We start from the raw sequence: 16,311 nt of genomic DNA, 5'->3' as shown, positions 1-16,311 counted from the left end.
GGCATGCCCACCGTTCTCGTCCTCGGTTTCGACCCGCACCGCGTACCCGGCATGGACGGCGACGCCGTGACGGCCGTGCTCGACGCCGAACTCGCCCGCTTCGCCGAGCACGGCATCGACGCCACCGCGGCCCTGGTCGCGCCCGACGACACGGCCGAACCCGCCGTCGTGGCGGCCCTCTCCGACCGGGACTGGGACGTCGTCGTCATCGGGGGCGGCATCCGCAAGCCCGAACCGGCGCTGCCCTTCTTCGAGCTGGTGGTCAACCTGGTCCGCCGCCACGCCCCCGGGGCCGCCCTCGCCTTCAACACCCGCATCGCCGACAGCGTCGAGGCCGCCCGGCGCTGGCTGCCGGCGTAGCGCCCGTCCGGGCAGCGGGCCCGGCCGGCCGCCTACGCCTGAGCGGCGGGGCCGGCGAGGACACGGCGGTAGGCGAGGGCGGGGCGGTCGTCGAAGAGGAACTCGTACCGGCACTTGAAGCCGTTGCGGAGCAGGACGGCCCGGGATGCGGGGTTGTCCACCGTCGTCATGGCGGTGAGCGCGCGCAGGCCGTACGCGGTGACGGCGAGGCGGCAGACCTCGGCCACGGCGGCGGTGGCGAGGCCCCGGCCGGCGGCGGACTCGGCGATCCGGTAGCCGAGTTCGGCACTGCCGTCGGCGAGGTCGACGAGGTTGACGCGGCCGACCAGGTGGCCGGCCGCGTCGCGGACGATGTGGAACCGGCAGACGCCCTCGGCCTGTTCGGCGAGGAGGGCGGCGTGGCGCTCCGCGAACTCGGCGAAGTAGGCGTCGCCGCGGTCCGGGATGCTGCGGGCGAAGTACGCGCGGTTGGCGCGTTCGAAGGCCAGCAGGGCTTCGGCGTGGTCGGGGCGCAGCGGTTCCAGGACGGGCATCACGCCAGTCTGGCGCGCAGGGCCTCGGTGAACCACCGGAATACCTCGGTCAGGCTCTCCGGGACGGGCCAGCCGTTGATGACCGACAGCAGGTGCCAGTAGCGCTCGGCGCGCGGGTCGGCGGCGGTCTCCAGGCGGGCCAGGAGCCAGCGGCGCAGTTCCTCGTCGTCGGGCCGGCCGAAGGTCTCGGCATAGGCGGCGGTGAGGGTGTCGACGACGGGGCCGGCGGCGGGGGAGGCGGGGTCGGTGCCGACTTCGACGGCGCCGCCGACCAGCGACCGCACGGCCTCGGTGAGGGCGTGGTGCAGCCCGCCCCGGTCGCCCTCGGCCCGCTCGGCGGCCTGCTGTTCGGCCATCCTGCGCACCGAGGCGCGGAAGTCCGGGTCCTGGACGAGTTCACCCAGTTCGACCCAGGCCTCGACCTGCTCCGCCCTTGGCTCGTCGGGCAGTTCGGGCATCGCGGAGCGCATCATGGCGACGAACTCCGGGTTGGCGTCCAGGCCGCCGAAGGCCTCGTCGATGAAGTCGTGGACCAGACGCCGCCGTTCGGCGTCGGAGAGCTTGGCGAGCTTGTGCATGAGTCTCATCTCCTCGGGTGTGGAACCGCGTTGGGCGACGGCGAGCAGCACCGCCCGGCGCAGCCGGAGCGTGCGGATCTGCACCTCCAGCGCCTCGGCGTGCGCGGCGGCGACCTCCCGCAGCGGGGCCTGCCGCTCCAGCACCCGGCGGATCGCCGGCAGGTCGAGCCCGAGCTCGCGCAGGGTGCGGACGAGGTCCAGCCGGGCGAGCGCGTGGACGTCGTAGCGCCGGTAGCCCGCGGCGGTGCGGTCGGTGGGCGGCACCAGGCCGGTGTCGGCGTAGAACCGGATGGTCTTGACGGTGAGTCCGGTGCGCCGGGCCAGGTCGCCGATCGAGTAGAGGGTGTCGCTGCCGTCCATGCGGTCCAGCTTGGCGTCTCCCCCTACGGGAGACTCAACCCCGCCCTCTAAGGTCGTGGCCATGAACGACACTGACAACGGGGCCTCGATCCGCGTCCTGCTCGCCGAGGACCAGGGCATGGTCCGGGAGGCGCTGGCCGCGCTGCTCGGGCTGGAGGGGGACATCGACGTCGTGGCGCAGGTCGGCCGCGGCGACGAGGTGGTGGCGGCGGTGCTCGCGAACGACGTGCAGGTCGCCGTGCTGGACATCGAGATGCCGGGGATGACGGGCATCGAGGCGGCGGCCGAGCTGAGCCGCCGGGCGCCCCGGACCAAGGTGGTCATCGCGACGACCTTCGGCCGGCCCGGGTACCTGCGCCGGGCGATGGAGTCGGGCGCGGACGCCTTCCTGGTGAAGGACGCGCCGGCCGCCGAGCTGGCGGAGGCGATCCGCCGGGTGCTGCGCGGCGAGCGGGTGATCGACCCGGCGCTGGCCGCCGCCGCGCTGGCCGAGGGCGCCAATCCGCTGACCCAGCGCGAGCGGGACGTGCTGGGCGCGGCCGCCGACGGCGCGGTGAACGCGGACATCGCCGGGCGGCTGCACCTGTCCGAGGGGACGGTGCGCAACTACCTGTCGATGGCGATCCAGAAGACCGAGGCCCGCAACCGCACCGAGGCGGTCCGGATCGCCCGGGAGAAGGGCTGGCTGTAGCCGGGACGCGCCCTAGTTGAGCCGGTGCCGGGCCGCCCGGGCCTCCTGCCGGACCTTGGCGGCGGTGTCCGGGTCGAAGGCGTCCAGGATCTGCGCGTAGGCGTCCATCTCCGCCGATCCGCCGAGGAAGTCGCCGGTGCGGACGAGGAGTTCGGCCCGTTCCAGGCGCAGCTGGGCGGGGTGCCGGGGCAGCAGCAGAGCGAGTTCGGTGGCCCAGAGCTGGGTGCGGGCGTGCTCGGGGCGGTCGGCGGCCCAGACCCGGATGTTGCCGAGCACCCGCAGTACGATCTCCAGCGGCTGGGCCGGGGTGAGCAGCGCGGGGGTGAACTCCTGCCCGGCGGCGGCGACCAGCCGCTCGACGTCCTCCGGGTCGAGCAGCCGGCCGCCGTGGAACGGGTCGGCCAGGACGTATTCCTCGCCGCCCGCCGGGCCGCCGACCGCGACGATGAAGTGGCCGGGCAGCGCGATGCCGTGGACGGTCAGCCCGGCCCGCCGTGCGACCGCCATCCAGACCAGGGAGAGCGTGATCGGCAGGCCTCGCCGTCGCCGCAGCACCTCGGGCAGCAGCGAGGACTCCAGCCGCCGGTAGTCCGACTGCCGTCCGTGGAAGCGCTCCCGGCCGCCGAGCACGGCGGCGAGCAGGGCGGCGGTCTCCTCCGGTCCGGTGGGCGCCCGTTCGGCGACCGCCACCCGGACCGCCGCCGCGTGCCGCTCCAGCGCGGCCTCGCAGGCGGCGAGCAGCGCGTCCACGCCCGGCGGCTCGCCGGGGTCGCCGGGGTCGGGCACCATGCCGTGCTCGGCGGCGGCGAGCAGGCACAGCAGCACCGGGTCGGGCTGCTCGGCGCGGGCGGCGGTCCGGAAGCGGTCTCTGCTCTGCTCGGTCACGGTGACGGCGACGGCTTTCGTACGGCGGACGGACAAGGCGGCGGGCGATCGGACGGGCGGGTGGATCGGTCGGTTCCGGACGGGTCGGGCGGGCGGGTCCGGACGGACGGTACGGCCCGGCGGCTACCCCTGGGGAAGCAGGGCGTAGTGGTAAGTGTGACTGGTCGTGAAGCCGAGCCCGTCATAGAGCGCGATCGCCCCGGCGTTCTCCGCCTCGACCTGGAGGTACCCGCCGCCGGCGCCCTCCTCGGCCGCGCGCGAGGCGAGCACCGCCATGACCGCCGTCGCCAGTCCGGCCCGCCGGGCGTACGGCTGGACCTCGATCGCGCCGAAGCAGGCCCAGGCTCCCTCGATGACGCAGCGTCCGATCGCCAGCGGGGGCTGTCCGGGGGCGCCCGGCACGGTGGCGAACCAGACCGAGGGCCCGCCGTGCAGCACCTGCCGGGCCGCCTCCTCCACCGCCGGGTCGCCGCTCACCCGCCGGTACAGCGACAGCCACCCGTCGTCCGCGGTCCGCGCCAGCCGCACCTTCCCGTGCCCGGCGCCGGCCCGGGCGAGCCCGGTCAGCGGGGCGGTGCGGACGAGGGTGGGCGCGTACCCGGCCCCGAGCCGGTCGAGTTCGGCGAGCAGCGGCCCGGGCGAGCCGGGGGTGACCACCTCGACGTACGCGGGCAGTCCGCGCGCCGCGTACCAGGCGCGGACGGCCTCCAGGGCCTGAGGCAGCGGCAGCCCCGGGTCCCCGAGGGCCTGGACGGAGTTGGCCCGCCGGGTGAACCCGGCCGCGGCGCGCAGCGTCCACTCGCCGAGCGGTTCCTGCTCGACGGCCGGCCAGCCGCGTCCCGCGATCCGCTGCAGTTCGACCGGCCCGGCGGCCGGCAGGGGCGCGCGCCGGGCCGGAAACGGCGGCACGACCTTGCCCGCGACCAGCAACTTCTCCGGCAAGAAGACCGGATCGCCGGAGCGCGGGACGATCGTCAACCCAAGATCGTCCCACGATGTGAGCACGCCGATCGAATCCCGGAACACCGGCCGGTCGTCCACGAACTCCGAGAGGCGCCGGACGGACACGCGTCGTCCCACGTCAGAGCGATCTATCCGGACCTCCGGACGGCCGCCGACCGGGTTGTCCGTCGCCATCTGGCCACCTCCTGTGCATTCGCGGTCTCCGACCCGCGATACTAGGGGCGGGCATCGACGACGCCGCGCTCACCGCGCACGGCAGCAGAACAGAACGGGCCACCAGGCCCTTCCGAGGAGGAACGACAGCGTGACCTACGTCATCGCGCAGCCTTGTGTCGACGTGAAGGACAAGGCGTGCATCGAAGAGTGCCCGGTTGACTGCATCTACGAGGGCGAGCGATCGCTCTACATCCACCCGGATGAGTGTGTCGACTGTGGCGCGTGCGAGCCGGTCTGCCCGGTCGAGGCGATCTTCTACGAGGACGACACTCCGGAGGAGTGGAAGGACTACTACAAGGCGAACGTCGAGTTCTTCGACGACCTGGGTTCGCCCGGCGGCGCCTCGAAGCTCGGCCTGATCGAGCGTGACCACCCGTTCATCGCCGCTCTGCCGCCGCAGAACGCCGACCACTGACGATCGGTGGCACATCAGCTGTGAGCACCAACAGCACGCGCGCGCCGTTCCCGGGCCACCCGGGGGCGGCGCGCCGCGTTTCCGACAGCCTCCCGGTCTTCCCCTGGGACAAGCTGGAGCCGTACAAGAAGACCGCGCTGGCCCACCCCGGCGGGCTCTGCGACTTCTCCGTCGGCACCCCGGTGGACCCGGTCCCCGAGGTGATCCAGAAGGCGCTGGCGGCACACACCGACACCCCCGGCTACCCGACCGTCTGGGGCCCGCTGGAGCTGCGCGAGGCGATCGCCGGCTGGCTGCACCGCCGCCTCGGCGCGCGGATCGGCCCGCAGGCCGTGCTGCCGACCGTCGGCTCCAAGGAGCTGGTGGCCTGGCTGCCGACCCAGCTCGGCCTCGGCCCCGGCGACCAGGTCGCCTACCCGCGCCTGGCGTACCCGACCTACGAGGTGGGTGCCCGGCTGTGCGGCGCCGAGCCGGTCGAGTACGACTCGGTGGAGGAGCTGGACGGCTCCCGGGTGCGCCTGCTCTGGGTGAACTCGCCGTCCAACCCGACCGGCCGGGTGCTGGGCGCGGACGAGCTGCGCCGCGCCGTCGAGTGGGCCCGGGAGCACCGGGTGCTGCTGGTCGGCGACGAGTGCTACCTGGAGCTGGGCTGGGAGGCCGAGCCGGTCTCCGTCCTGCACCCGGACGTCTGCGGCGACGACCACGAGGGCCTGCTGGCCGTCCACTCGCTCTCCAAGCGCTCCAACCTGGCCGGCTACCGGGCCTCCTTCGTGGCGGGCGACGCGGTGGTGGTCAGGGAGCTGCTGGAGGTGCGCAAGCACGGCGGCATGATCGTGCCGGCGCCGGTCCAGGCGGCGACGGTCGCCGCGCTCGCGGACGACGCGCACGTGGCCGAGCAGCGCGAGCGGTACGCGGCCCGGCGCTCGGCGCTGCGGGCGGCGCTGGAGGCGTACGGCTTCCGGATCGAGCACTCCGAGGCCAGCCTCTACCTGTGGGCGACCCAGGACCGCCCGTGCTGGGAGACGGTGGCCGAACTGGCCGGGCTGGGCATCCTGGTGGCGCCCGGCGACTTCTACGGGCCGGCCGGCGACCGCTTCGTGCGGGTCGCGTTCACGGCGACCGACGAGCGGGTCGCCGCGGCCGTGGAGCGGCTGGGCGCGGCGCGCTGACCGCACTCGGGGAGCGTACGGCGGAGGGGGCCGGTGTCCGTGACACCCGCCCCCACCGGGTTCTCCGCATCCTGTGCGCGGACGGTCCTACAGCGGCAGGCCGCCGAGGCCGCCGCCGTTGAGGCCGCCCAGCAGGCCGCCGAGCGGGCCGAGCGCGCCGGTGAGGCCGCCCAGCGGGTTGTTCTGGCCGAGGTCGGCACCGCCGAGGCGGTTGGCCGAGCCGTGCTCGGCCAGGCCGAGCACGTCGGTGGCGGGCAGGTCGGACGGCAGGGCCCGCTCGACCGAGCCGAGCGGCAGGGCGCGCTGCACCGCGCCGACCGGCAGCGCGTCGGCGACGGCGGTGCCGCCGGGGACGGCGCCGGTGACGCTCTCGGTGCCCGGCAGGGCCTGGGTGACGGAGCCGGCCTGGGTCAGCCCGCCGAGCGGGCCGGTGCCGGCGGTGGCGCTGCGGGTGTCCGCGGCCTTGCCGGTGACGGCCTCGCCGAGCTTGCCGGCCAGCGCCGAGGCGACCTTCGGGGTGACCGAGGAGAGCTGGCCCGCGGTCGCCGCGGTCTGGTCGACCGGGGCGGTCAGCGAGCCGGCCTTCTCGTTGGCCTCGGGCAGCTGCTGGGCGACGATGTTGCCCGCGGCGTCGGCGGAGGCCGGCACGCCGGCGGCGACGGTGGCCGCGCCGGTGGTGCCGGCGGCCTCGCCGAGCTCGTGGGTCGTGTGCTGGAGGGTGGAGCCGGCGTCGGAGTTGGTCAGCTGGCCCAGCGGTGCCGCGAGGTCGCTCTTGGGCAGCAGGGCGTCCCCGCCCAGGGCGGACGCGGAGCCGGCCGCGAGCAACGGGGTCGCTCCTGCGGCCACGACGAGCGCGGCCTGGGCGATCCGGCGCGTGAGGGGGTGAGACATGGGGCTCCTCGAAGGGGTCTGGGTCCGTCCGTCCGCCCAGGGACCGGGCGTGGCCGACCGGGCGGACGACGTTGTTACCGCTTGAGAAGCCAGAAGGTTTCGGCCGGTGCAAGGAAGATTCCTCGCCGACCATCGGATCGTACGACTGCAGTGGGGGTGTCCGCGGGGCCCGGTCGGACGCCCTCGAACCGGCCCCGGCCAAGGGGAGTGACGGTTCTCCAGCCCGGTTCGCCGGAACGGGCGGTCGGTCCACCACGGTTGACCGGAATCACCCGTCCGGCGGCAACCCGAACACCCGTGCGTCAGCTCTTGTCGGCCGGGGCCAGAGTGACCTGGACGAGCTTGGTCGAGGTGCCCGAGGTCTGGGTCTGCCAGCCGTCCTCGGACTTGGACTTGCGCCAGATCTTCCCGTCGTAGGCGACCGTCGCGATGCCCAGCTGCTGCGCCTGGGCGACCGCCCAGTGGGCGACCTCCCAGCCGCTCGCCCGCTCGGCGCTCACCCCGCCGTCCGCCTCCGCGTCCGGGGCGGAGGTCAGCGCGGCCGTGGCCGGGTCCGGGGTCAGCGAGACGGCGTTCTCGGCGCCCTTGATGGTCGAGGCGTAGCCGGTCGCCGGGGTCACCGTGCGGCCGAACTCCCGGCGCACCCGGTCGGACAGCACCTGGGCCCGGTCCGGCGCCGCGGCCGGGGTGGCGCCGGCGCCCGGGGTGGCGCCCGGGGTGGCGCCCGCCGCGCCGGAGGCGGAGTCCGCCGGGTCCGGCTTGGCGTAGTCGTGCACCACGCAGGAGAAGGAGGCGGGCTCCCGGCCGGCCAGCGCCGAGGTGAGCAGGGTCGCCTTGGTCTCGTGCTTGGCGTACGCCTGCGGGTAGCCGCTCTTCTGCACGGTCTGCGCGGCGTCGGTCAGCGGCATCCGGGTGTAGCCGGGGACCTTGACCAGGCCGTCCAGGAACTTGTTGGTCGCGTACACCGGGTCCGCGATCTGCGCCGGGGTGCCCCAGCCCATCGACGGCCGCTGCTGGAAGAGGCCGATCGAGTCCCGGTCGCCGCCCGCGAGGTTGCGCAGCTTGGACTCCTGCATGGCGGTCGCCAGCGAGATCGTGGTGGCCCGGTCCGGCAACCCGCGCGAGCGCGCCACCGCGGCGATCGTCGCGGCGTTGGCGGCCTGCGGCAGCTCCAGCGTCCCGCTGCCCGCCGCGGTCTTCACCGTGCACTCCTCGGACGCGCCCGGCTTGAAGCCGAACCACCAGATCCCGACCACGGCCAGGCCGGCGACCAGGGCCAGGCCGAGCAGCCCGACGATGACCATCAGCAGGGCGCGCAGCGGCCCGCGGCGGCGGGTGGGCTCCTCTTCGTCGCCCGGTTCCCCGCTGCTCCTTCTCCTGGCCACCCTCGCCCCTCTCGTGCCTGCACCTTGATCCGACACCGTACCCACTCGGACGGATGTGCGGCGCCCTCCGGTTGCCGCCACCCGCCCACTCGCCCCCGCGGCCCGCGCCGGCGGGCCCGGCGCGCGGCACCGGACGGACCGGGCCGCGGACTAGGCTGGCGCCCATGAGCAGCCCGAACCCGACGCCCCTGGACCTCACTCTCGACGGCGGCACGCTGACCGCCCGACTCGTCGACTTCCCCTCGGTGAGCGGCGACGAGCAGGCGCTCGCCGACGCCGTGGAGACCGCGCTGCGCGGCTACCCGCACCTCACCGTCGACCGCCACGGCAACAACGTCGTCGCCCGCACGAACCTGGGCCGGGCCGAGCGCGTCGTCCTGGCCGGCCACCTGGACACCGTGCCGATCGCCGACAACCTCCCCTCGTACGTCGAGGGAGACCTGCTCTACGGCTGCGGCACCTCGGACATGAAGTCCGGCGTGGCCGTCCAGCTGCGCCTCGCCGCCACCCTCGCCGAGCCCAACCGCGACCTCACCTACGTCTTCTACGACTGCGAGGAGGTGGAGGCCCACCGCAACGGCCTCGGCCACCTCGCCAGTGAGCACCCGGACTGGCTGGCGGGCGACTTCGCGGTGCTGATGGAGCCCAGCGGCGCCATGGTCGAGGGCGGCTGCCAGGGCACCCTGCGGGCGCAGGTGCGGCTCACCGGCGTGCGCGCCCACGCGGCCCGCAGCTGGCTCGGCGACAACGCCATCCACCACGCCGCCGAGGTGCTCGGCCGGCTCGACCGGTACCAGCCGCGCCGGGTGGAGATCGACGGCCTGGAGTACCGCGAGGGCCTGAACGCCGTCCGGATCGACGGCGGCGTGGCCGGCAACGTGATCCCGGACGAGTGCGTCGTCACGGTCAACTTCCGCTACGCGCCGGACCGCAGCGAGGCGGACGCGGAGAAGCACGTGCGCGAGGTCTTCGACGGCTTCGAACTGACCGTCACCGACTTCGCCCCGGGCGCCCTGCCCGGACTCTCCCAGCCGGCCGCCCAGGCCTTCCTGGCGGCCACCGGGGGCCAGGCCCGGGCCAAGTTCGGCTGGACGGACGTCGCCCGGTTCAGCGCGCTCGGCGTCCCGGCCGTCAACTACGGTCCCGGCGACCCGAACCTGGCCCACAAGCGCGAGGAGCACTGCTCGCTGAGCGCCATCGCCGAGGTCGAGGAGCGGCTGCGCGCCTGGCTGACCAGCTGAGCCGTGCCCGGCGCCGCCCGTCCGCCCGGCGGTCGAACGCCACCTTCCGGATGCCCAACCGACCTTCCCCCGTTGCCTGAAAACGGGGGAGGGCGGGCGTAGGGTTTCGTCATGACAGGCACAGGAGACGAGAAGCAGTACGGCCACGGTCCCGAGCAGGTCGGGGTGCCGCGGAAGAAGAAGGCCTGGCCCGAGAAGCAGAAGGGCCCGGTGCTGGTGCGCCGGGACCAGGTCGGCACGAGCACCACGGACCAGCGCCTGCTGGACACCACCGGTCCCACCGACTGGCTGCACACCGACCCGTGGCGGGTGCTGCGGATCACCTCCGAGTTCGTCGAGGGCTTCGGCGCCCTCGCCGAACTGCCGACCGCGATCAGCGTCTTCGGCTCCGCCCGGACGCCCGTCGGCTCGCCCGAGTACGAGGCGGGCGTGGCCATCGGCCGGGCCCTCGCCGAGGCCGGCTACGCGGTGATCACCGGCGGCGGCCCGGGGGCGATGGAGGCCGCCAACCGCGGCGCCTCCGAGGCGGGCGGCCTCAGCGTCGGGCTCGGCATCGAGCTGCCCTTCGAACAGGGCCTCAACGAGTTCGTCGACCTCGGACTGAACTTCCGCTACTTCTTCGTCCGCAAGACGATGTTCGTGAAGTACTCGCAGGGCTTCGTGGTCCTGCCCGGCGGCCTCGGCACGCTGGACGAGCTGTTCGAGGCGCTCACCCTGGTGCAGACGAAGAAGGTCACCCGCTTCCCGGTGATCCTCTACGGCAGCGCCTACTGGGGCGGCCTCCACGAGTGGCTGAAGAACACCCTGGTCGAGCAGGGCAAGGCGGCCCCGCACGACCTGGAGCTGTTCCACATCACCGACGAGATCGACGAGGTCATGAAGATCCTCGCCGACGCCCGTCGGCCCGCCGGCGAGATCTAGGGTCAGGCGAGACCCCGGCGGGCGACCGCCGGGGGGCGGGTGCCCCGGATCGAGGCGACCATGTCCAGCACCTGGCGGGTCTCCTCGACCTGGTGCACCCGGTAGACCCGCGCGCCCAGCCAGGCCGAGACGGCGGTGGTGGCCAGGGTGCCGAGCAGCCGCTCGTTCACCGGACGGTCCAGGGTCTCGCCGACGAAGTCCTTGTTGGAGAGCGAGACCAGCACCGGGAAGCCGGTCGCGGTCATCTCCGGCAGTCGCCGGGTGGCCTCCAGCGAGTGCCGGGTGTTCTTGCCGAAGTCGTGCCCCGGGTCGATGATCACCGCGTCCCGCCGCACGCCCAGCTCCACCGCGCGCTCGGCGAGCCCCACGGTCACCCGCAGGATGTCCGCCATCACGTCCTCGTACCCGATCCGGTGCGGCCGGGTGCGGGGCTCGGCGCCGCCCGCGTGGGTGCAGACCAGCCCGGCGTCGTACCGGGCGGCCACCTCGGCGAGCTTCGGGTCGACCCCGCCCCAGGCGTCGTTCAGCAGGTCCGCGCCCGCCTCGCAGACCGCCTCGCCGACCTCGTGCCGCCAGGTGTCGACGCTGATCACCGCCTCGGGGTGGCGCTTGCGCAGCTCGGCCACGAAGGGCACGGTGCGCCGCAGCTCCTCCTCGACCGTGACCTCGTCGCCCGGCCCGGCCTTCACCCCGCCGATGTCCAGGATCGCGGCGCCCTCGGCCATCGCCCGGTCCGCCGCGGCGAACGCGGCCTCGTCGGCGAAGGTCGCGCCCTTGTCGAAGAACGAGTCCGGCGTCCGGTTGACGATCGCCATGATCACCAGCTCGTCGTCACCGAATTCCCGCGGTCCCAGGCGCAGTGCCACCGATGTCTCCTCCACAGCTCCTGCGGGTGCGATGATGGCCCCCGGCCTCACTAAGGGACCATGCTGTCATGATCAGTGTGGTTACCTGCCACCACATAGCGGACCGGCCGGGAGTTCGGGAGGACAGCTCGTGTTCTGGGTGATCGTGGTCGCCATGGCCGTGGTGGTCGGAGGCGCCGCCCTGGTGGCGCTCGGCGGGGGCGGCTCGATGCCGGATGCGGTACCGGACCGGATCTCCGCGCGACTTCCGCAGGACCGCCCGCTGGGCAAGGCGGACGTGGACGAGCTGCGCCTGCCGATGGCGCTGCGCGGCTACCGGATGGACGAGGTGGACGACGTCCTGGACCGCCTCGGCGCCGAACTCGCCTACCGCGACGCGCGGATCGCCGAGCTGGAGGCCGCCGCCCACCTGCGCGGCGCGGTCGAGGCGACCGACGCCCCCGACCCGGCGGCCGAGCCGCTGCCCGGCCTGGAGCAGTTCGCCCAGGTGGTCGAGCCGGCCGTGGTGCTCGCCAAGCAGTCGGCCGGGGAGCCGGCCCCCGAGGACGCCAAGCCGGGGACGGACACGTGACGGCCGCGGCCGAGGGCGCGGTGCTCGGAGCGGACGGGCTGCGCCGCTGCGGCTGGGGCGACTCCACCGACGACTACCGGATCTACCACGACACCGAGTGGGGCCGCCCGGTGCACGGCGACGACCCGCTGTTCGAGCGGGTCTGCCTGGAGGCCTTCCAGTCCGGCCTGTCCTGGCTGACCATCCTGCGCCGCCGCGAGGGCTTCCGGGCCGCGTTCGCGGGCTTCGAGATCGCCAGGGTCGCCGAGTTCGGCGAGGCGGACAAGGAGCGCCTGCTCGCCGACACCGGCATCATCCGCAACCGGGCCAAGATCGAGGCGGCGATCGCCAACGCGCGGGTCGCCCGCGACCTGGAGGGCGGCCTGGACGCGCTGGTCTGGCAGTTCGCCGGGGACCCGGACCGGCCGGCCCCCCGCTCGCTGGGCGAGGTGCCGGCCGTCACACCGGAGTCGACGGCGCTGGCGAAGGCGCTGAAGAAGGCGGGTTTCCGTTTCGTCGGCCCGACCACCGCCTACGCGCTGATGCAGGCCTGCGGACTGGTCGACGACCACCTGGCGGACTGCCACGTCCGCACCGGCGCCGGCGCCGGGAGGAAGTCCTAGCGGCCCAGGTACTTCGGCTTCTCCTTGGCGATGAAGGCGCGCACCGCGATCCGGTGGTCCTCGCTCTCGCCCGCCAGTGTCTGCAACTCGTCCTCCTTGTCGAGGAGTTCGTCCAGCGAGTGGGAGGCGCCGTACGCCAGCGACTCCTTGATGGCGCCGTAGGCGACGGTCGGGCCCTCGGCCAGCTCGCGGGCGAAGGCCCGTGCGGTGGCCGCGAGTTCCTCGGCCGGCACCACCCTGGTGGCCAGGCCCAGCTCCATCGCCTCGGCGGCCTTGACCGTCCGGGGCAGCATCAGCAGCTCGGTGGCCCGGGCGTGCCCGACCAGCCGGGGCAGCGTCCAGGAGGCGCCGGAGTCGGCGGTCAGCGCGATCCCGGCGAAGGCGGTGTTGAAGCCGGCCCGGTCGGACAGGATCCGGAAGTCGCAGGCGAAGGCGAGCGAGGCGCCCGCGCCGGCCGCCACCCCGCCGACCGCGGCGACGGTCGGCTTGCGCATCCCGGCCAGTGCCCGGGTCAGCGGGTTGTAGTGCTCGGCGACGGTGCGCAGCGCGCCCTCGCCGGTCTCCTCGAAGCGCTTGAGCAGGGCCAGGTGCTCGTTCAGGTCCTGCCCGACGCAGAACGCCCGCTCGCCCGCCCCGGTGAGCAGGACGGCCCGCACCGCCGGGTCCGCGGACGCGGCGGACACGGCGTCGCGCAGCGCGATCTTGGTGGCGACGTCGAGCGCGTTCATCGCCTCCGGGCGGTTGATGGTGATGACGGCCAGGCCGCCGTCCAGCTCGTACAGCACGGAATCGGACATGGGTGAGGGCTCCCGGGATCGTGGCGGTGTCAGTCGTGTGTGTCAGGATGCCGGAGCACACGGGGGCCTGGGGAGTGTGAGGTATCGCACCTTCCAGTGGTGTCCGTACCGCCGCCACGCCGGGGCTTATGGCGTGGTTTGCGGCGGTTGGGGGCGGTCCGGCCGTGGTTGCACCGAGAGTGATGTTGGTCATCAGCCCGTGGCATGCGGGATAATGGCTTCCGATCAATGCGTTCGATACCGGCGGTGGACGGACTGCCGGTGCGTAGCTGAGCGGTTGCAGGAAGGGGAACGAGCATGGCGGCCATGAAGCCGCGGACGGGTGACGGCCCGCTCGAAGTCACCAAAGAGGGGCGGGGCATCATCATGCGCGTTCCGCTCGAAGGCGGCGGACGCCTCGTGGTGGAGCTCACGCCTGACGAGGCTCAGGCCCTCGGCGAGGCCCTGAAGAAGGCCTGCGGCTGACCGCAGCAGGTGCTCGCCATCTCCTGGAGATGTGCTGCCGGGCCCGGGTACGACGTCATGTCGGCCCGGGTCCGCACGTTTTCCTGAGCCCGTGAGCCCGTGAGCCCGTGAGCCCGTGAGCCCCTGAGCCCCTGAGTCCCTGAGTCCGTGGGGCCGCGGCCCCCGGGGCCCGTCGCCCCGGGCCCCCGGCTCAGCGCTTGACGGCGCAGAGCAGCCCGTCCGACACGGGCAGCAGCGCGGGCAGCAGCGCCTCGCTCTCCCGCACGTCCCGGACCAGGTCCCGGACCGCTCCGGTCTGTGGGTCCTGGAGCTCCGGCTCGGCCAGTCGGCCCTCCTGGAAGACGCCCTCGAAGCAGACCATCCCGCCCGGCCGCAGCAGCCGCAGCGCCTCCCGCAGGTACTCGCAGGACTCGGCCGGATCGCCGTCGCAGAACACCAGGTCGTACTGGCCGTCGGCGAGCCGGGGCAGCACCTCCAGCGCCCGGCCCGGTATGAACCGGGAGCGGTTGGTCGCGAACCCGGCCGCCTGGTACGCCTCGCGGGCCAGTTGCTGGCGCACCGGCTCCGTGTCGACCGTGGTGAGCACGCCGTCCGGCCGCATTCCGCGCAGCAGGTAGACCCCGGACACCCCGGTGCCGGTGCCGATCTCGGCCACCGCCTTGGCGTCCAGTGCGGCGGCCAGCAGCCGCAGGCAGGCCCCTCCGCTCGGTCCGATCGCCCGTATCCCGGTTCGCGCGGACTGCGCCCGGGCGTAGGTCAGCACCGCGTCCTCGCCCACGTAGGTGTCGGCGAGGGCCGCGCGCGCGGGCCCGAACTCGCTGATGGCTGCCTCTTTCGGAGCCCCGGGTGGCGGCCCGGTGCCGGGGGATGTCGATATTTCCTGGCACAGATTACTGGCCGACCGGGAACCGCGTACGGCGGCGGGCCGTTGTCATGTCGGACCGGGTGCGGAAGACCGCCCGGGCACTTTTATCCGGGCTTGACGGGTGAGGTGGATATGGTGGTGGCCCTGCTGGGCAGAAGAGCCGACCGAGGAGGTGTGGCCGAGGGCGACGTCCCTGTGCGGCGGCACTCCCGCGGCACCGCGTCGGCCCGTACGCCGAAGCCCGTGATGAACCAGTCTGCGCACTCCGACCTGGACAAGTCCGTGGCCGCGACGCCGGCCGGCGGTGCCAACGAGGCCCCCGCCCTCGCGACCTTCACCGAGGGTCCCGACGCGCAGACCTGGACTCCGCCCACCTGGGAGGAGATCGTCGAGGCGCACAGCGCCCGGGTCTACCGCCTCGCCTACCGCCTGACGGGCAACCAGCACGACGCCGAGGACCTCACCCAGGAGGTCTTCGTCCGGGTGTTCCGCTCGCTGTCCACCTACACCCCCGGCACGTTCGAGGGCTGGCTGCACCGGATCACCACCAACCTCTTCCTGGACATGGTCCGCCGCCGCCAGCGCATCCGCTTCGACGCGCTCGGCGAGGACGCGGCCGAGCGGCTGGCCTCCCGCGAGCCCAGCCCGGCCCAGCACTTCAGCGACACCCACTTCGACGCCGACGTGCAGCACGCCCTGGACACCCTCGCGCCGGAGTTCCGCGCCGCCGTGGTGCTCTGCGACATCGAGGGCCTGTCCTACGAGGAGATCGCCGCCACGCTGGGCGTCAAGCTCGGCACCGTCCGCAGCCGCATCCACCGCGGCCGCTCGCACCTGCGCGCCGCGCTCAAGCACCGCGCCCCCGGCTCGGCCCCCGGCCGTGAGCGCCGCGGCGGCTCGGAGGAGCCGGTGCCGGTCGGCGTCGGCGCGGTCGAGGCCGCGGTCGCGCCCGGTGGGCGCGGACGGAGGCGATCGTGAGCGGAACCAGCCGGTCCGGCTCGGACCGGTCGGACGCGTCCGACCGGTCTCCGAGCCGACGGGGCTGGGCCCTGCCGGGCCGTCGCGGAGGCGACGAACCCGGTGAGCCCGTGCTGCCCGCGGTGTCCCTGCCCGCGGACACGGCGCTGCGCGCGCTGCCCGTCCGCCCCGCCGCACCCACCGAGGACCACCACCTCGGCGAGCGCCTCTCCGCCTTCCTGGACGGCGAGCTCGGCCACGACTCGCGCGACCGGGTCCAGGCCCACCTGGCGACCTGCCCCCAGTGCCTCGCCGAGGCCGACGAGGGCCGCGCCGTCAAGCACATGCTGACCCGCACCGGCACGCCCGGCCCGTCCTCCGCGCTGATGGCCCGCCTGATGGCCGTCGGCAACCTCCCCGAGGACGCCCCGGCGGACGGCGACTGGCCGCCCGGGCGCGGGCGCCGCGATGACGACGACGACCTGCCCGGCGGCGGGGTCGCCGCCACCGGCACGCTCGGCGGCAGCCGGCTCGACGGTAGAGGAGGCAGCACAAGCGGTGGCCGAGGGGCGGACCTTCA

At 74.2% G+C, this 16,311-nt stretch carries 20 protein-coding genes; 11 read left to right on the top strand and 9 right to left on the bottom strand.

What is annotated here, in order from left to right:
- The first annotated feature begins 3 nt into the window (after positions 1-3).
- Complete coding sequence (locus tag AB0E96_RS14610; protein WP_359822924.1) at positions 4-360, top strand: hypothetical protein; 357 nt, start codon at positions 4-6, stop codon at positions 358-360.
- A gap of 32 nt (positions 361-392) precedes the next feature.
- Here the strand turns inward: AB0E96_RS14610 and AB0E96_RS14605 are convergent, their stop codons facing one another.
- Complete coding sequence (locus AB0E96_RS14605; RefSeq protein WP_359822921.1) at positions 393-893, bottom strand: GNAT family N-acetyltransferase; 501 nt, start codon at positions 891-893, stop codon at positions 393-395.
- Positions 893-1,831 carry a MerR family transcriptional regulator gene (locus AB0E96_RS14600; protein ID WP_359822919.1) on the bottom strand — a complete coding sequence of 313 codons (939 nt, stop codon included), beginning with the start codon at positions 1,829-1,831 and terminating at the stop codon, positions 893-895. The genes AB0E96_RS14605 and AB0E96_RS14600 overlap by 1 nt, the downstream gene beginning before the upstream one ends.
- Positions 1,832-1,892: 61 nt before the next feature.
- Here AB0E96_RS14600 and AB0E96_RS14595 point away from each other — a divergent pair, with 61 nt between their 5' ends.
- On the top strand, positions 1,893-2,522 hold the full coding sequence (locus tag AB0E96_RS14595) for a response regulator transcription factor (RefSeq protein ID WP_359822917.1): 630 nt from the start codon (positions 1,893-1,895) through the stop codon (positions 2,520-2,522).
- A gap of 12 nt (positions 2,523-2,534) precedes the next feature.
- Here the strand turns inward: AB0E96_RS14595 and AB0E96_RS14590 are convergent, their stop codons facing one another.
- Both AB0E96_RS14590 and AB0E96_RS14585 read right to left on the bottom strand, forming a co-directional pair.
- Entirely contained in the window at positions 2,535-3,407 is an 873-nt protein-coding gene (locus AB0E96_RS14590) for a transglutaminase-like domain-containing protein (RefSeq protein WP_359822915.1), read from the bottom strand.
- Between the two features lie 123 nt (positions 3,408-3,530).
- A complete protein-coding gene (locus tag AB0E96_RS14585) occupies positions 3,531-4,475 on the bottom strand; it encodes a GNAT family N-acetyltransferase (RefSeq protein WP_359822913.1) in 945 nt (314 codons plus the stop codon).
- Positions 4,476-4,674: 199 nt separating this feature from the next.
- On the opposite strand from AB0E96_RS14585, the gene fdxA reads away from it, so the two are divergent.
- Positions 4,675-5,001, top strand: coding sequence for a ferredoxin (gene fdxA / locus AB0E96_RS14580; protein WP_030061559.1), 327 nt, complete (start codon positions 4,675-4,677; stop codon positions 4,999-5,001).
- 20 nt (positions 5,002-5,021) lie between these two features.
- Complete coding sequence (gene dapC, locus AB0E96_RS14575; protein WP_359822909.1) at positions 5,022-6,170, top strand: succinyldiaminopimelate transaminase; 1,149 nt, start codon at positions 5,022-5,024, stop codon at positions 6,168-6,170.
- A gap of 87 nt (positions 6,171-6,257) precedes the next feature.
- Here dapC and AB0E96_RS14570 read toward each other — a convergent pair whose 3' ends face one another.
- Together AB0E96_RS14570 and AB0E96_RS14565 are read right to left on the bottom strand one after the other, a co-directional pair.
- Positions 6,258-7,061: a hypothetical protein gene (locus tag AB0E96_RS14570; RefSeq protein WP_359822906.1), complete on the bottom strand. Its 804-nt coding sequence runs from the start codon at positions 7,059-7,061 to the stop codon at positions 6,258-6,260.
- Positions 7,062-7,363: 302 nt separating this feature from the next.
- Positions 7,364-8,446, bottom strand: a complete 1,083-nt coding sequence (locus AB0E96_RS14565; RefSeq protein WP_359822904.1) for a hypothetical protein — start codon at positions 8,444-8,446, stop codon at positions 7,364-7,366.
- Positions 8,447-8,610: 164 nt separating this feature from the next.
- Between AB0E96_RS14565 and dapE the strand changes: the two genes are divergently transcribed.
- Both dapE and AB0E96_RS14555 read left to right on the top strand, forming a co-directional pair.
- The gene (dapE, locus tag AB0E96_RS14560; RefSeq protein WP_359822901.1) at positions 8,611-9,687 is read left to right on the top strand and encodes a succinyl-diaminopimelate desuccinylase; all 1,077 of its coding nucleotides are present in this window, start codon (positions 8,611-8,613) and stop codon (positions 9,685-9,687) included.
- A gap of 111 nt (positions 9,688-9,798) precedes the next feature.
- Positions 9,799-10,608: a TIGR00730 family Rossman fold protein gene (locus AB0E96_RS14555; RefSeq protein WP_359822899.1), complete on the top strand. Its 810-nt coding sequence runs from the start codon at positions 9,799-9,801 to the stop codon at positions 10,606-10,608.
- Positions 10,609-10,610: 2 nt separating this feature from the next.
- Here the strand turns inward: AB0E96_RS14555 and folP are convergent, their stop codons facing one another.
- Positions 10,611-11,423 carry a dihydropteroate synthase gene (gene folP, locus AB0E96_RS14550; protein ID WP_359822956.1) on the bottom strand — a complete coding sequence of 271 codons (813 nt, stop codon included), beginning with the start codon at positions 11,421-11,423 and terminating at the stop codon, positions 10,611-10,613.
- A gap of 181 nt (positions 11,424-11,604) precedes the next feature.
- Here folP and AB0E96_RS14545 point away from each other — a divergent pair, with 181 nt between their 5' ends.
- Complete coding sequence (locus AB0E96_RS14545) at positions 11,605-12,045, top strand: DivIVA domain-containing protein (RefSeq protein ID WP_359822897.1); 441 nt, start codon at positions 11,605-11,607, stop codon at positions 12,043-12,045.
- The gene (locus AB0E96_RS14540) at positions 12,042-12,647 is read left to right on the top strand and encodes a DNA-3-methyladenine glycosylase I (RefSeq protein ID WP_359822894.1); all 606 of its coding nucleotides are present in this window, start codon (positions 12,042-12,044) and stop codon (positions 12,645-12,647) included. Before AB0E96_RS14545 ends, AB0E96_RS14540 begins: the two co-directional genes overlap by 4 nt.
- Here AB0E96_RS14540 and AB0E96_RS14535 read toward each other — a convergent pair.
- Positions 12,644-13,444, bottom strand: a complete 801-nt coding sequence (locus AB0E96_RS14535; protein ID WP_359822892.1) for an enoyl-CoA hydratase-related protein — start codon at positions 13,442-13,444, stop codon at positions 12,644-12,646. The genes AB0E96_RS14540 and AB0E96_RS14535 overlap by 4 nt on opposite strands.
- A gap of 297 nt (positions 13,445-13,741) precedes the next feature.
- Between AB0E96_RS14535 and AB0E96_RS14530 the strand changes: the two genes are divergently transcribed.
- Entirely contained in the window at positions 13,742-13,909 is a 168-nt protein-coding gene (locus tag AB0E96_RS14530; protein WP_074001376.1) for a DUF3117 domain-containing protein, read from the top strand.
- 190 nt (positions 13,910-14,099) lie between these two features.
- Here AB0E96_RS14530 and AB0E96_RS14525 read toward each other — a convergent pair whose 3' ends face one another.
- Positions 14,100-14,732 carry an O-methyltransferase gene (locus tag AB0E96_RS14525; protein ID WP_359822953.1) on the bottom strand — a complete coding sequence of 211 codons (633 nt, stop codon included), beginning with the start codon at positions 14,730-14,732 and terminating at the stop codon, positions 14,100-14,102.
- 174 nt (positions 14,733-14,906) lie between these two features.
- On the opposite strand from AB0E96_RS14525, the gene sigE reads away from it, so the two are divergent.
- On the top strand, positions 14,907-15,752 hold the full coding sequence (sigE, locus tag AB0E96_RS14520; RefSeq protein ID WP_359822951.1) for an RNA polymerase sigma factor SigE: 846 nt from the start codon (positions 14,907-14,909) through the stop codon (positions 15,750-15,752).
- A 122-nt stretch (positions 15,753-15,874) separates the two neighbouring features.
- On the top strand, positions 15,875-16,311 hold a 437-nt coding region (locus AB0E96_RS14515; protein WP_359822889.1), incomplete at its 3' end, for a zf-HC2 domain-containing protein.

Origin of the sequence: Kitasatospora sp. NPDC036755, assembly GCF_040636595.1 — a bacterium.
Taxonomy (GTDB): Bacteria; Actinomycetota; Actinomycetes; order Streptomycetales; family Streptomycetaceae; genus Kitasatospora.
The sequence above is the reverse complement of the archived record's forward strand: the minus strand, read 5'-3'. Positions and strand labels throughout refer to the sequence as shown.